The sequence below is a fragment of the Pseudomonas sp. NY15364 genome, assembly GCF_048068235.1.
Taxonomy (GTDB): Bacteria; Pseudomonadota; Gammaproteobacteria; order Pseudomonadales; family Pseudomonadaceae; genus Aquipseudomonas; species Aquipseudomonas mendocina_D.
Map to the genome: position 1 here is coordinate 141970 of NZ_JBLUPX010000004.1, position 13437 is coordinate 155406.

Annotated in this window: 14 protein-coding genes; 4 read left to right on the plus strand and 10 right to left on the minus strand. The window is 64.6% G+C overall.

All coding sequences use genetic code 11. The features are described from left to right. Window positions 1-83 precede the first annotated feature (83 nt). Both ACNFCJ_RS05385 and ACNFCJ_RS05390 read left to right on the plus strand, forming a co-directional pair. Window positions 84-2570 (plus strand): circularly permuted type 2 ATP-grasp protein, encoded by a 2487-nt coding sequence (locus tag ACNFCJ_RS05385; RefSeq protein WP_416770216.1) that lies wholly within the window; start codon window positions 84-86, stop codon window positions 2568-2570. Next, window positions 2567-3463: a transglutaminase family protein gene (locus ACNFCJ_RS05390; protein ID WP_179545893.1), complete on the plus strand. Its 897-nt coding sequence runs from the start codon at window positions 2567-2569 to the stop codon at window positions 3461-3463. The genes ACNFCJ_RS05385 and ACNFCJ_RS05390 overlap by 4 nt, the downstream gene beginning before the upstream one ends. 319 nt (window positions 3464-3782) lie before the next feature. Here ACNFCJ_RS05390 and ACNFCJ_RS05395 read toward each other — a convergent pair whose 3' ends face one another. The 10 genes from ACNFCJ_RS05395 to ACNFCJ_RS05440 all read right to left on the minus strand — a co-directional run bounded on the left by ACNFCJ_RS05395 (window position 3783) and on the right by ACNFCJ_RS05440 (window position 11072). Continuing rightward, window positions 3783-4718 (minus strand): DUF808 domain-containing protein, encoded by a 936-nt coding sequence (locus ACNFCJ_RS05395; protein ID WP_416770218.1) that lies wholly within the window; start codon window positions 4716-4718, stop codon window positions 3783-3785. A gap of 65 nt (window positions 4719-4783) precedes the next feature. Beyond that, window positions 4784-5371: a TIGR00730 family Rossman fold protein gene (locus tag ACNFCJ_RS05400; protein WP_041976613.1), complete on the minus strand. Its 588-nt coding sequence runs from the start codon at window positions 5369-5371 to the stop codon at window positions 4784-4786. Window positions 5372-5607: 236 nt separating this feature from the next. Then, on the minus strand, window positions 5608-6222 hold the full coding sequence (locus ACNFCJ_RS05405) for a LysE family transporter (protein ID WP_099522685.1): 615 nt from the start codon (window positions 6220-6222) through the stop codon (window positions 5608-5610). Between the two features lie 149 nt (window positions 6223-6371). Next, window positions 6372-6713, minus strand: a complete 342-nt coding sequence (locus tag ACNFCJ_RS05410) for a hypothetical protein (RefSeq protein WP_416770219.1) — start codon at window positions 6711-6713, stop codon at window positions 6372-6374. 23 nt (window positions 6714-6736) lie between these two features. After that, on the minus strand, window positions 6737-7651 hold the full coding sequence (locus ACNFCJ_RS05415) for a glycerophosphodiester phosphodiesterase (protein WP_416770220.1): 915 nt from the start codon (window positions 7649-7651) through the stop codon (window positions 6737-6739). Window positions 7652-7839: 188 nt separating this feature from the next. Then, window positions 7840-8412, minus strand: coding sequence for a HupE/UreJ family protein (locus ACNFCJ_RS05420; protein WP_296234745.1), 573 nt, complete (start codon window positions 8410-8412; stop codon window positions 7840-7842). Between the two features lie 20 nt (window positions 8413-8432). Next, window positions 8433-9047, minus strand: coding sequence for an urease accessory protein UreG (gene ureG, locus ACNFCJ_RS05425; protein WP_013713893.1), 615 nt, complete (start codon window positions 9045-9047; stop codon window positions 8433-8435). A gap of 16 nt (window positions 9048-9063) precedes the next feature. Then, entirely contained in the window at window positions 9064-9738 is a 675-nt protein-coding gene (locus tag ACNFCJ_RS05430) for an urease accessory protein UreF (protein ID WP_125881461.1), read from the minus strand. Window positions 9739-9772: 34 nt separating this feature from the next. Next, complete coding sequence (gene ureE / locus ACNFCJ_RS05435) at window positions 9773-10273, minus strand: urease accessory protein UreE (RefSeq protein WP_125881462.1); 501 nt, start codon at window positions 10271-10273, stop codon at window positions 9773-9775. A gap of 163 nt (window positions 10274-10436) precedes the next feature. Beyond that, complete coding sequence (locus ACNFCJ_RS05440) at window positions 10437-11072, minus strand: TetR family transcriptional regulator (RefSeq protein WP_106732536.1); 636 nt, start codon at window positions 11070-11072, stop codon at window positions 10437-10439. Between the two features lie 148 nt (window positions 11073-11220). Between ACNFCJ_RS05440 and ACNFCJ_RS05445 the strand changes: the two genes are divergently transcribed. Beyond that, a complete protein-coding gene (locus ACNFCJ_RS05445) occupies window positions 11221-12306 on the plus strand; it encodes a ferredoxin reductase (RefSeq protein WP_416770222.1) in 1086 nt (361 codons plus the stop codon). After that, complete coding sequence (locus tag ACNFCJ_RS05450; protein ID WP_416770224.1) at window positions 12264-13385, plus strand: fatty acid desaturase family protein; 1122 nt, start codon at window positions 12264-12266, stop codon at window positions 13383-13385. The genes ACNFCJ_RS05445 and ACNFCJ_RS05450 overlap by 43 nt, the downstream gene beginning before the upstream one ends. The last annotated feature ends 52 nt before the right edge of the window (window positions 13386-13437 follow it).

Genomic DNA, 13437 nt, shown 5'->3' on the forward strand with positions numbered 1-13437 from the left:
GAGCCGTCGCCGCTGAAGCGCCTCCCACGGATACAGCATCAACCTGCATCACGCTGCACCGCCTTGCCACTGCCGAGCCTGCCATGCACGACCTGCTAGACGATTATCCGCCCCCTGCCGGGGCCTACCACGAACTGCTCGACGCCAAGGGCAACGTGCGCCCGCACTGGCGCCGCCTGTACGAGCAACTGGCGCGCAGCCGTCCGGAACACCTGGCGCAGCGCGAGGCCATGCTGGCCCGGCAGATCCAGGAAAACGGCGTCACCTACAACGTCTACGCCGACCCGGAAGGTGCGGATCGCCCGTGGGAGCTGGATCTGCTGCCCAATCTGATCCCGGCGGACGAGTGGCAGCAGATCGCCGCAGGCGTGGCGCAGCGCGCGACCCTGCTCAATCGCGTGCTGGCTGATCTCTACGGCCCGCAGAAGCTGATCGCCGAGGGCTTGCTGCCGACCGAACTGGTGTTCGGTCACAATAACTTCCTCTGGCCGTGCCAGGGCATGCAGGCGCCGGGTGGCACCTGGCTGCACCTGTATGCGGTGGATCTGGCCCGAGCTCCGGACGGTCGTTGGTGGGTCACTGCCGACCGTACCCAGGCGCCCTCCGGGGCCGGTTATGCGCTGGAGAACCGACAGATCGTCTCGCGCGCCTTCCCCGAGTTGTACCGCGACCTGCGCGTGCAGTATCTGGCCGGCTTCTTCCGTACCTTGCAGGACACCCTGGCGCGTCAGGCACCAAGTGGCGGCGAGACGCCGCTGGTGGTACTGCTGACGCCGGGGCGCTTCAACGAGAGCTACTTCGAACACCTGTACCTGGCGCGCCAGCTCGGTTATCCACTGGTCGAAGGCAGCGACCTGACCGTGCGCGACGCCACCCTCTACCTCAAGACCCTAGCCGGCCTGCGCCGCGTACACGCGGTACTGCGTCGTCTCGATGACGACTACTGCGACCCGCTGGAGCTGCGCACCGATTCCGCCCTTGGCGTACCTGGCCTGCTCGAGGCCGTGCGCCGTGGCCGCGTGCTGGTGGCCAATGCCCTGGGCAGCGGCGTGCTGGAATCCCCCGGCCTGCCTGGCTTTTTGCCGGCGATCAGCGAGCACCTGTTGGGCGAGGAACTGCTGCTGCCATCCATCGCCAGTTGGTGGTGCGGCGAGCCGCCGGTGCTGGACGAGGCCCTGGAGAAACTCGACCAGTTGCTGGTGCGTCCGGCCTTCCCCTCGCAGAGCTTCAATCCGGTATTCGGCCGTGATCTGGACGAGGCGCAGCGCGCCAAGCTGGCCGAGCGCCTGCAGGCACGTCCCTACGCCTATGTCGCGCAAGCGCGGGCCAAGTTGTCACAGGCACCGGTGTGGGACGGCAGCGGTTTGCAGCCGCGGGCCATCGGCATGCGCGTGTTCGCCGTGGCCAGCGCCGATGGCTATCGGGTGATGCCGGGTGGCCTGACTCGCGTAGCCGCCGAGGCCGATGCCGAGGTCGTGTCGATGCAGCGCGGCGGGGCAAGCAAGGATACCTGGGTGCTCGGCACGCGGCAGAGTGGCGGCGAGCCCTGGCAGACGCAACGTACTCTCGGCACCGCCGACCTGGTCCGCAGCGACCCCTTCCTGCCTTCACGCGTGGTGGAGAACCTGTACTGGTTCGGTCGTTACGCCGAGCGCTGCGAGGGCAATGCGCGGCTGCTGCGCATCATGCTGGCGCGCTACGTCGATGACGATGACGACCCGCAGGCGCTGCAGAGCGCGCTGGCGCTGGCGCAGGAATTGGGCCTGTTGGCAGATCCTGAAGAGGGCGAGCTGGCGGAGCGTCTGTTGCAGGCGTTGCTCGGCAGCGACTGGCCGGCCAGTCTGCGCTCCAATCTGCAGCGCTTGCAGTGGGCCGCTGGCAGTGTGCGCGGCAAGCTGTCCCAGGCCAACTGGCAGGCGCTGGTGGAGCTGCAGCGCGAGGCGCAGCTGCTCGAAGGCCAGCCGGCCGACTTCGGCGAGCTGCTGGATTTTCTCAACCGTCTGCTGATGTCGCTGGCGGCGCTGTCGGGCTTTGCCCTCGACGACATGACGCGTGACGACGGCTGGCGCTTCCTCATGCTCGGTCGTTACATCGAGCGCTTGCAGTTTCTTTGCGATAGTTTCGCCGGCTTCCTGCGCAGCGGCTCTGCCACTGACCAGTCGGCCCTGGAATGGTTGCTGGAACTGGGCAACAGCAGCATCACCTACCGTACCCGTTACCTGGCTTCGGCGCAGTTGATTCCGGTGCTCGACCTGCTGTTGCTCGATGAACAGAACCCGCACGCCGTGATCTTCCAGATGCGTACCTTGCTGCGCTCGCTGGAAGGGCTCAACGAGCGTTTCGAACTGCCGGCCGAGCGCTATCTGGTCTATCTGGAGCAGCAACTCACCGCCTTCAGTCTGGCCAGCCTGGAAAACCCGCTGTTCGGCCCAGGCAGCACCCGGGCGGTGCTCGAAGGTCTGGCCGATTTGCTGGTGGCCATCAGCGAGGCCGCTGGCGCGGTCTCCGATCACCTCGGGCTGCGTTTCTTCGCCCATGTCGATGTCAGCCAGCGGACGCAATCCTCATGAGCAGCGCGTTGTATCAGGTTCTCCACGACACCCATTACCGTTACTCGGCGCCGGTTTCCCTGGCCCAGCAACTGGCGCACCTGTGGCCGCGCGAATGCCCCTGGCAGCGCTGTCATGAACAGGAATTGCGTATCGACCCACAGCCCTGTCAGCGTCGCGACGGCCTGGACGTGTTCGGAAACCCCCTGACCCGCCTGGTGTTCGAGCGCCCACATGAGGCGTTGGTCGTCAGCGCTAGGCTGCGCGTCGAAGTGCTGGAACGGCCAGCGCTGGAGCTGGATGACTCACCAAGCTGGGAGGCTACCAGCGCGGCTCTCAGCTACAGCGGCAAACGGATGGCGCCGGCTTTGCTGGAGGCGGCGCGCTACCGCTTCGAATCGCCCTATGTGCGCCTCAAGCAGGTGTTCGCCGACTACGGCGACGATTGCTTCACGCCGGAGCGCCCGCTGCTGCAGGCGTGCCAGGCGCTGATGCAGAAGATCTTCGACGAATTCAGCTTCGATGCTGAAGCCACTCAGGTGGCCACGCCGCTGCTGCAAGTGCTGGAAGAGAAGCGTGGGGTGTGCCAGGACTTCGCCCACCTCATGCTTGCCTGTCTGCGTTCGCGTGGGCTGGCGGCGCGTTACGTCAGCGGCTACCTGCTAACTCAGCCACCGCCCGGCCAGCCTCGGCTGATCGGTGCGGATGCCTCGCATGCCTGGGTCTCGCTGTATTGCCCGCGTCAGGGCTGGGTGGACTTCGATCCGACCAACAACGTGCGCCCGGCACTGGAGCACATCACCCTGGCTTGGGGGCGGGATTTCTCCGATGTGTCGCCGCTGCGTGGGGTGATTCTGGGGGGTGGCAGCCACGACCCGGAAGTGCAGGTGACCGTGTTGCCGTTGGCGGGATAAATGGTGGCAGCAGTTGTGCACGGAATCTGTGGGTAACTCTGTACACAAATTCTGGAACAACCGCTGCACTCCCGCCGTTTCGGGGCTTGCAGGGCATTGTTCAGCTTTTCGCCAACGCGCTTAAATACACCTGTGAACGGTGAAAAACTTCAAGTAAACCAGTGGTTTGCCTTGCGTTGTCACGCATCGATAGTGCGCCTGGAGTGGATTCGGTGTTTATCCCCGAAAAACGTGGAGCAAGCTGTGGATAAGCTTGGGGGGAATCCCTCCAGGCAGCGCGGGGCAAGGGCCGCAGGCGTTTGCACACGCTTTGATCTTTTCACTCGGCCTTGGCGGGCCGAAGCGACTGCCAGAGGCGGCCGCACAGGCTGACCAGCGGCAGCGTCACCAGTCCAGCGAGGATGCCGAACAGCGCATTGAGCAGGGTGGGGACGAGCAGCGACACCAGGTGCCCGGCATCGCGCGCCACCCACTCGGCTGCGTGGTGTACCGCTGCCTCTACCGGCGGCAGGCCGTGGCTGAGAATGCCACCACCGACCATGAACATCGCGGCTGTGCCAACCACTGACAGCGTCTTCATCAACCAGGGCGCCAGGCGCAGGATGCCGCGACCACAGGCCTGTGCGAAGGCACTGGTGCGCTGGCTGAGATAGAGCCCGGCGTCGTCCAGTTTGACGATGCCGGCGACCAGCCCATAAACCCCGGCGGTCATCACCAGCGCGATGCCGCTGAGCACCAGTACCTGATTGAGAAAACTGGCAGCGGCGACGGTGCCGAGGGTGATGGCGATGATTTCCGCCGAGAGAATGAAGTCGGTGCGCACGGCGCCACGAATCTTCTCGCGCTCGAATGCCACCAGGTCGACCTCCGGGTCGGCGATGGCATCCAGGCGGGCCTGCTTGTCGTTCTCCCCATGGCGGTGCAGCAGCTTGTGCACCAGTTTCTCGGCGCCCTCGTAGCAGAGGAACAGGCCGCCGAGCATCAGCAGCGGCACTACCAGCCAGGGCGCCACGGCGCTGATCAGCAGGGCGGCCGGCACCAGAATCGCTTTGTTCAGCAGCGAACCCTTGGCGACCGCCCAGACCACCGGCAGCTCGCGGTCTGCACGTACGCCTGTGACCTGCTGGGCATTGAGTGCGAGGTCATCACCGAGCACGCCGGCGGTTTTGCGCGCGGCGATCTTGGTCATGGTGGCGACGTCGTCGAGTACGGTACTGATGTCGTCGATCAGGGCGAGCAGGCTGGTTCCGGCCATGTTGCGGCTTCCGTGGGGAGAGAAGCCGCAGAGCGTAGCATTGTGTTACATGTCTGCGTATAGGCTCAGACGGGCGCGCGATCCACCCACTTCGGTGCCGCGCTGGGGCGCCATTCGCTCAGGGCATCGAGCAGGTTTTGCGGGCTATCGGCAATCTGCAGCATCTCGCGGTGCTGAGCACGGACGAAACGCTCGGCAACCAGGTGATCGAGGAAGTCGCCGAGCTTGCTGTAGAAGCCATTCACTTCCAACAGGCCCAGCGGTTTGGCGTGATAGCCCAATTGGCCCCAGGTCCACACCTCGAACAGTTCTTCCAGGGTGCCGAGGCCGCCGGGCAGGGCGATGAAGGCGTCAGCCAGCTCAGCCATGCGCGCCTTGCGTGCGTGCATGCCATCCACCACTTCCAGGCAGGTCAGACCGCGGTGGCCGATTTCGGCGCGCTCCAGGCTTTGCGGGATGATGCCGATCACTTCGCCACCGGCATTGAGCGCCGCGTCGGCGACCACACCCATCAGGCCGACGGCCCCGCCGCCGTAGATCAGGCGAATGCCACGCTCGGCCAGGTGCTGTCCCAGCGCTTCAGCAGCTTCGCGATAGATAGGGCTGGCGCCGGGGCTGGCACCACAGAAGACGCAGACGCTACGCAGGGACATGGACGAACTCCTTGGCTAAATGCGCCAAGGGTAACCAGTCGCTACGCAGCCACCAAGTGTCAGTGCCGCGTATCAATGCCGCAGGTAGCGCAGGCGTAGCTGGCGAGCAGTTGCTTGAGCAGGTCGTTGAGGTGCATGGCGCGGCTTCCTGACGCAGGGACATGCTGTTCAGGCTAGTCCCGATGCCGGCGCCGCGCCGTTAGATTGTTTCGATGATGGCGATAGCCGCCGTGCGATCAGACCAGTTCCAGTGCACTCATCCCTGCCAGGCCCAGCAGCACCACGCCGCAGGCTGCATAGGTCAGGCGGTGCCAGAGCAGCGAGGCGGCGCGGCGGAACCAGTCCACCAGGCCGGCGCAGATGAAGCACCAGAGAATCGACGACACCATGAACCCGGCGAAGAACACCGCCAAATGCATGGGTGTCGGCTGGGCGACACCGATGGCGGCCATCGCACCACCCATCGCCGCCCAGTAGACGATGTTCTGCGGGTTGGTCAGCGATAACGCCGCGCCCGCGGCAAAAGCGCCACCGGCAGCGACCTGGCCATCGTCACTGGGTTGTGGCGGGCGATGGGCGTCGCGTAGCGACTGATAGCCAAGCCAGGCCAGATAGAGGGCGCTGGCCAGCGTCAGCGGGTAGCGAATCTGTGCGCTGTCGAGCAGCAGTGCCAGGCCGGTGAGGCCGAGTGCGGCCCAGGTGGCGTCGCCCACCAGCGAGCCGATCTGCACCAGCAGCGCAGGTCTGTAGCCGTCACGCAGGCCACGGCGCAGGGTTTCGCTGAACACGGCGCCCGGAGCGGCGTTGAACACGAAACCAAGCAGCATGGCGGCGAGGAAGAAACTGAACATGAAGCGTCCTTACTAGGCAGGGAAACGAAGGCTACTCGCCTAAGCAGGCAGCATGCCATGTGGGGAAAATAAAGTTTTCCACGAAGCCTGTGGGAATAACTGTGGATAAGCTGGTGGTGTCTGTCTGTGGGGCTTAAATGGCGCCATTTTCAGGGTGCTGATGAAGATTTGATCAGCGGCATTTTCCCTTTGTACACAGAGACTTGACTTGTTTTCGGGAAGCTGCAGCCGAGCTTTGCGTTTGTCCACGAGAGCTGTGGGTGATGTTGTTGATAACTTCTGTAAGCCTTGTCGTAGCCCTCTGCTGGCGAGCGCTTCAGCGCTTTGACGTTTTTTTGATCAGGCCGTCGCGGGCGCTGCGAAGGGGGCGGATTACGTGCGTTTGTCCAGTGTTTTTTCTGATGGTCAATCGCAGGGTGAAGATTATCCCCTGAATCTGTTGATGAGTCTGTGGATAAGCTGGTGATGGCGCGCGCTGGTACACGTTGCATCAGTGTTTGCCCGCGCTGTGTGCCTAGTCTTCGGTCAGCGCACCGAGCTGGGTAGAGCGCCCCAGCAGTTGCAAGGCGCGATCCGGATAGTCGGTGATCAGGCCATTGACGCCCATCTCCAACAGCGCGCGCATGCTGGGTTGCTCGTTGATCGTCCACAGATGTACCTGTAGGCCGCGCGCCTGTGCATTGCGAACCAGCCGCGGTGTCGCCAGGGTCAGGCTGCTGTGCTCGGGCGGTATCTGCAGCACCGGGTAGGAAGGCGACAGCAGGTCGCTCAGTCCCAGCCAGTTGAGCGCCAGTAGCAGGCGCACCGAGACCGGCCCTGCCGCGGTGGCGACCTCCGGGCATAGCTCCCTGAAGCGCTTGAGGCTGCGCTCATGAAAGCTGCCGACAATGACCCGATCGAGTTGGTCGTAAGCCGCCAGCATTTCGCAGAGCACAGCTTCCATACCGACATCGGGCACCTTGATTTCGAGCGCCTTGGGGATCAATGGGAAGCGCTCGAACACCTCTTTCAGTGCGGCAATGCGCGTACCCTGACCACGGTAGGGATAGCTCTGACCGCCATCGGCCGTCCATTTGTAGCCGGCATCGAGCGCTTGCAGTTCGGCGAGGCTGAAGTGCACGACCGGGCCTTGGCCATTGGTGGTGCGTTCCAGGGTGTCATCGTGGATCACCACCAGTTTGGCGTCCTGGCTCAGGTGCAGATCCATCTCCAGCATATCGACGCCGAGAGCGGTGGCGCGTTCGAAGGCGAACAGGGTGTTCTCCGGCCACAGCCCCTTGCCACCGCGATGGGCGATCACCAGAGGGCGCTCGCCGAGGTCTTCGAGCACTGCAGGCGTGCTCGACGGGCGGCTGGTCAGTGTGAGCACCAGCACGACGACGCCGATCAGCAGCAGCGGTACGAGCAGAAATCGGGTGATGCGCAGCATGGGCCGGGTCTCGAAAGCGGTTCGGGACTTTGTGCCCCACTACAGAGGCATTGGCAAGCATTGCGGCAGAAGGGGGAGCGCCCAGAGCGGTATTGGCAGTGGGCGCGTCGGAGTCGGTGCGCATGGCGCACCCTACGGGGGTAGGGTGCGCTGCGCGCACCACGGCAGCCGCTATTGGCTGCGGCTCTTCAGCTAGCCAGCAACCAGACACCGGTCGCTGCCGAGGCTGCACCGGCGATACGCACCAGCGGTGCCGCCGCTTGCGGCAGGAAACGCACCAGGGCGAAGCCGATGGCGTGCAGCGCCGCGGTGGCGACGATGAAGCCGATGGCGTAACCGAAGGGGCTGGCCAGATCAGGCAGTTCCAGGCCGTGGGCGACGCCGTGGGTGAGGGCGAAGAGCGCGGTCAGGGCAACGGATACCGCCATGGGCAGGCGTGCAGCCACGGCCACCAGCAGGCCGAAGGCCAGAACCGAACCGGCGATGCCGGTCTCCATCAGCGGGATTTCCACACCGGCGAAGCCGAGAAGGCCGCCGACCAGCATGGTGCCAACGAAGGTCACTGGCAGCGCCCAGCGCGCCGCACCGCTCTGTTGCGCGGCCCACAGGCCGACGGCGAACATCGCCAGCAGGTGATCCAGGCCGAACACCGGGTGGGCGAGGCCGGCCATGAGCCCGGAGTCGCCGTGCCCGGGGTGAGCAAAGGCCAGCGCCGGGGTACAGAACAGGGCAACGGCGTAGAGGGTTTTGCGCAGATTCATGAGGTTCTCCTTGAGTGGAATCAGGCCGCGGTGAGCATGCCCTGGCGTTCGATGAAGGCGATGATCTCGTCGAGACCCTGGCCGACTTTCTGGTTGCTGAAGACAAAGGGCTTGTCGCCGCGCATCTTCAGCGTGTCGCGCTCCATGACCTCCAGCGAGGCGCCGACCATGGGCGCGAGGTCGACCTTGTTGATCACCAGCAGGTCGGATTTGCAGATACCCGGGCCGCCCTTGCGTGGCAGCTTGTCGCCGGCCGATACGTCGATCACGTACAGGGTCAGGTCGGATAGCTCAGGGCTGAAGGTGGCGGACAGGTTGTCACCACCGGATTCGACGATGATCAGGTCCAGGCCGGGGAAACGGCGGTTGAGTTGTTCGACGGCCTCCAGGTTGATCGAGGCGTCTTCGCGGATGGCGGTATGCGGGCAGCCGCCGGTTTCCACGCCGATGATGCGCTCGGGCTCCAGGGCCTCGTTGCGCACCAGGAACTGGGCGTCTTCCTGGGTATAGATGTCGTTGGTGACCACGGCGATGTTGTAGCGCTCACGCAGGGCGCGGCACAGGGCCAGGGTCAGAGCGGTCTTGCCGGAACCGACCGGGCCGCCGATGCCGACACGCAGGGGTTGGCTGTTCATGTGCTGTTGTTCCTCGTCAGGAGCGGAATAGACGTGAGTACTGGCGCTCGTGCGCCATGCTCGCCAGGGCCAGGCCGAAGACGGCGCTGCCCCAGTGTTCGGGGGAAAGGGTGGCGGCTTGCTGCTGGGCGGCATCGAGCTGCGGTAGCAGGCGGCTGGTCAAGCGTTGGGCGGCCTGCTGGCCAAGCGGCAACACCTTCATCAGCACGGCGAGCTGGTTTTCCAGCCAGCCCCAGAGCCAGGCGGCGAGGGCGTCGTCCGGGCTGATCTGCCAGGCGCGAGCGGCCAGGGCCCAGGCCAGTGCCAGGCCGGGTTCGTCCTGGGCTGCAAGTGCTTCACGCGCCGCCTCGTCCAGTTCGGGCAGGCCTTCGAGCAGTTGCCGCAGCGAGTAACCCATCTGCCGGCTCTCCAGAGCCAGCTCGCGTGTCTCGCGGCTGGCGCGGTGCTGTTCGGCCAGTTGCTGCAGGCGCGGCCAATCACCCTCGTCGGCGGCGCGGCAATGAGCCAGCAGCAGCGGCGCTTCGAAGCGGGCGAGGTTGAGCATCAGTTGATCGGCCAGCCAGCACTCGGCGCTTGCGGCATCAGTGATCAGGCCGCTGTCGATGGCCCATTCCAGGCCTTGCGAGTAGCTGTAGCCGCCAATGGGCAGCTGCGGGCTGGCCAGGCGCAACAATGCCCAGGCAGGTTTCATGGCGTTGCCTTTGTCAGGCTCGATGGGGGCAGCGTCACTTGCGCACCCCGAATTGGTGCAGGCGCGGGCCGTAATTGAATTCTTCATCGCCGTGATGGGAATGGTGATGGCCGCCGCCGTAGGCGCCTTGCTCGGGCTGATAGGGCGCTTCGACGGCTTCGACCGTAGCACCGAGCTGTTCGAGCATGGCCTTGAGCACGTAGTCGTCAGGCAGGCGCAGCCAGCCGTCACCCAGTTGCAGGGCGACATGGCGGTTGCCCAGGTGGTAGGCGGCGCGCATCAGCTCGAAGGGGCTGGCGCAGGTGACATGCAGCAGCGGTTCGGCCTTGGCCCGTACCCTGACGATGCGCCCGTCCTTGGCCTGCAGACACTCACCATCAGCCAGCGCCGGTTGGCCGCGCTCGAGGAACAGGCCTACCTCTTCACCGTCAGTGGTGAAACAGCGCAGGCGGCTCTTGCTGCGGGCTTCGAAGGTCAGTTCCAGTTCAGCGTGGCAGGCGCTCTGCGGCGCGATTCGGGAGTGGATCACCAGCATGCGTATCTATTCCGGGGCAATGTGCCCGGAAATAGTGCAAGTGGCTTGCCAAGGCTGAAGAGTGGCGCAAGGCGGGGCGTTCAAGCCTGTTGTGGATAACTTGGCGAGACGGTCAGGTTTGATTTGGTGCGTTTTCTTTTTGGATGCGCGCTTTTGGTGCGCTCTAGTCCGAGGGCTTGCCCAGGCCCAACCAGTGCTTGCCACCGACCATGATGAAGCGCAGCTGCTGAATGACCTTGGCTTCTGCGGTGAGGTGCGCCGGCAGGGTTTCAGCGGGTGGGTCGATCAGTTCGGGCAGGGTGGCGAATACGGTCTTCACCACCAGGTCCGACACCACGTCGCGCGCTGCATCGTCGAGGTGCGGCATGCGGTTCATCAGCTTGAGGTCGGCGGCCAGGTCGCTGGTGATGCGTTCGCGCAGGGCTGCAACGGCCTGGCGCACCGGTTGCGAGCCGCCATACTGCTCGCGGGCGAGGAACAGAAACTGGGCACGATTGGCGGCCACTTCGGCGAGGAAGATGCGCACCGAGGCGTCGATCATGCCGCGCATCTCGAACTCGTGACGGCGCACCTGACGGATCGCCGCGCGGAAGGTTTCACCGACTTCCGCCACCAGTGCCAGGCCGAGTTCGTCCATGTCGGCGAAATGGCGATAGAAACCGGTGGGCACGATACCGGCGACGCGGGTGACTTCGCGCAGGCTCAGACTGCCAAAGCCGCGCCCGCTTTCCATCAGCGTTAGGGCGGCAGCCATCAGGGCCTGGCGGGTCTGCTGCTTTTGTTCGGCGCGTGGCGTCATGCGAGATCGGGGTCGTTGAGCGATGCCGCACTCTAACAAATGCGCGACGCCAGCGTCGAACCGCGCAGATGCATTTCGGTGAACGACTGTTGACTGAAACGCGGGCTATCTGTCAGCCTTGTGCGCAAGTGTTCACTGGAATTCTTCGATGGCTTTACTTTCTCTCTCAGGGGCGCGGTGGCTGGCGGCTTACCTACAGCCTCTGCGTCAGCTTTGTGCGAACGGCTGGCTGCGTGAAGCGGATGTCGATCTGTGCCTGCGTCAGTTTCACGCGGCGCTGCGCCTCAATCGTGTGTTCGCTCAGGTCGAGGCGCGCCGCTGGGTCGCCGACGACATGCTGGCACTTGAGCTGCGCTGCAATGGCAATGCGCGTGACTGGCGAGCTGGGCAGCATGTCCAGCTGTATCTGGAGCAGGACGGCGTGCGTCACGGACGCAGTTACAGCCTGACTTCGGTGGCAACCGACGGGCACATCGAGATTGCGATCAAACGCCAGCCGGGCGGGCGCCTGTCCAATCTGCTGCTCGATCACCTGGAGGTGGGTGAGGTGATCGAATTGGGTCAGGCATTCGGCGAGTTCGCCTGGCCGCAGAAGCACAACGCCGTGTTGCTACTGGCGGCTGGCAGCGGCATCACCCCGTTGCTCGGCCTGCTGCGTGACGCTCTCGCGCGTGGCTTCGCTGCGCCGGTGACGTTGCTGCATCAGGTTCGTCATCAGGGGCAGCAAGCTTTTGCCGCAGAGCTGCAGGCATTGTCGGCACGTCATGCCAACTTCCAGGTGCAGCGGGTTTTCAGTGGCGAGGGTGATCGCCTGTCGGCCGAACGGCTGGCCGCGTTGCCGGGCGATCATCTGCGGGTCTGTGGCCCGCGTGGTTTCGTCGAGCAGGCGTGTGGCTGGTGGCATGCCGCCGGACGCGGCAGCAGCCTGCTATCGGAAAGCTTCAGTCCGCTTCCGATGCTGGCCGAAACGGAGGCTGGCGAGGTCCGCTTGAGCTTCGCCCGGAGCCGGCAGCAGGTTTCCGGCAGCAGCAACGCGAGTCTGCTGGAGCAGGCCGAAGCTGCCGGGCTGCGTCCAGCTCATGGCTGCCGTCAGGGCATCTGTACCAGTTGTACCTGTTTGCTGTTGGCCGGCACGGTGCGTGATCTGCGCAGCGGTGAACTGTTCGCCGAGCCGGGGCAGCCCATCCGTCTATGTGTCAGTGCCCCGCATGGGGATGTGGAGATCGACCTGTGAGCCATCGTCCTGATCGTGAGCTGACCCCTGCCGAGCTCGATGCCTTCGGCCAGGAGCTGGATGCGTTGCGCCAGCGTACCCTGGCCGACCTGGGCGAGACCGATGCGCGCTACATCCGCCGTGTGCGTGGCGTGGTGCGCCTGTGCTGCTGGGCTGGCCGTGCGCTGCTGATGTTTGGCTGGTTTCCACCGACCTGGCTGCTCGGCACGTTCTTGCTGGGGCTGGGCAAGATCCTCGAGAACATGGAACTGGGCCACAACGTGATGCACGGCCAGTACGACTGGATGAACGACCCGGAATTCGCCGGGCGCCTGTATGAATGGGACATCGTCGGCCCCGCTGACTTCTGGCGGCACACCCATAACCATGTGCATCACACCTACACCAACGTGCTGGGCATGGACGATGACGTTGGCTACGGCGTGGTGCGGCTGTTCCCGGAGCAGCGTTGGAAGCCTTTCTACCGCTGGCAGCCGCTGTGGGTGACGATCCAGGCGCTGCTGTTCCAGTACGCGGTGGCGATCCAGCACTTGCGCCTGGACAAACTGGTAAAAGGCCGCATCAGCAAGGAGGAGGTGCGTCCGCTGGCGCGTCAGTTCGGTGCCAAGCTGGCGCGGCAGTGGGGCAAGGACTATCTGGCGTTTCCGCTGCTGGCCTTGCTGCTCGGTGCCAATGCCATGGCTGTGCTGACGGGCAATCTGGTGGCCAATCTGCTGCGTAATCTATGGACTTTTCTGGTGATCTTCTGCGGCCATTTCACCGAGAAGGCGGCGGTCTTTGCGCCAGAAATATTGCAAGGGGAGACGCGCGGGCACTGGTATCTGCGGCAACTGCGCGGCTCGAGCAACCTGTCCGGTGGGCCGCTGCTGCATATTCTGACCGGCAACCTCAGCCATCAGATCGAGCATCACCTGTTCCCGGATCTGCCCGCGCGGCGCTATGCCGAATTGGCGCGTGAGGTACGCCTGATCGCCGAACGTTATGGCCAGCATTACAACTGCGGCACCTTGTGGGGGCAGTTTGCGACTGTGCTGCGACGTATCTGGATCTACCGCTTGCCCTCTGCCGGGATGGCGTGACTCGCTGCGTGCCGGTGCGCGCTCGCCTGTAAATCGCAGGCATGAAAAAGCC

Excerpts from the sequence above, each read along its gene's own strand:
- ACNFCJ_RS05385 (WP_416770216.1), top strand. The coding sequence starts at position 84 with ATGCACGACCTGCTAGACGATTATCCGCCCCCTGCCGGGGCCTACCAC.
- ACNFCJ_RS05390 (WP_179545893.1), top strand. The coding sequence starts at position 2,567 with ATGAGCAGCGCGTTGTATCAGGTTCTCCACGACACCCATTACCGTTAC.
- ACNFCJ_RS05395 (WP_416770218.1), bottom strand. The coding sequence starts at position 4,718 with ATGGCCGGAACCAGCCTGCTCGCCCTGATCGACGACATCAGTACCGTA.
- ACNFCJ_RS05400 (WP_041976613.1), bottom strand. The coding sequence starts at position 5,371 with ATGTCCCTGCGTAGCGTCTGCGTCTTCTGTGGTGCCAGCCCCGGCGCC.
- ACNFCJ_RS05405 (WP_099522685.1), bottom strand. The coding sequence starts at position 6,222 with ATGTTCAGTTTCTTCCTCGCCGCCATGCTGCTTGGTTTCGTGTTCAAC.
- ACNFCJ_RS05410 (WP_416770219.1), bottom strand. The coding sequence starts at position 6,713 with ATGCAACGTGTACCAGCGCGCGCCATCACCAGCTTATCCACAGACTCA.
- ACNFCJ_RS05415 (WP_416770220.1), bottom strand. The coding sequence starts at position 7,651 with ATGCTGCGCATCACCCGATTTCTGCTCGTACCGCTGCTGCTGATCGGC.
- ACNFCJ_RS05420 (WP_296234745.1), bottom strand. The coding sequence starts at position 8,412 with ATGAATCTGCGCAAAACCCTCTACGCCGTTGCCCTGTTCTGTACCCCG.
- ureG (WP_013713893.1), bottom strand. The coding sequence starts at position 9,047 with ATGAACAGCCAACCCCTGCGTGTCGGCATCGGCGGCCCGGTCGGTTCC.
- ACNFCJ_RS05430 (WP_125881461.1), bottom strand. The coding sequence starts at position 9,738 with ATGAAACCTGCCTGGGCATTGTTGCGCCTGGCCAGCCCGCAGCTGCCC.
- ureE (WP_125881462.1), bottom strand. The coding sequence starts at position 10,273 with ATGCTGGTGATCCACTCCCGAATCGCGCCGCAGAGCGCCTGCCACGCT.
- ACNFCJ_RS05440 (WP_106732536.1), bottom strand. The coding sequence starts at position 11,072 with ATGACGCCACGCGCCGAACAAAAGCAGCAGACCCGCCAGGCCCTGATG.
- ACNFCJ_RS05445 (WP_416770222.1), top strand. The coding sequence starts at position 11,221 with ATGGCTTTACTTTCTCTCTCAGGGGCGCGGTGGCTGGCGGCTTACCTA.
- ACNFCJ_RS05450 (WP_416770224.1), top strand. The coding sequence starts at position 12,264 with ATGTGTCAGTGCCCCGCATGGGGATGTGGAGATCGACCTGTGAGCCAT.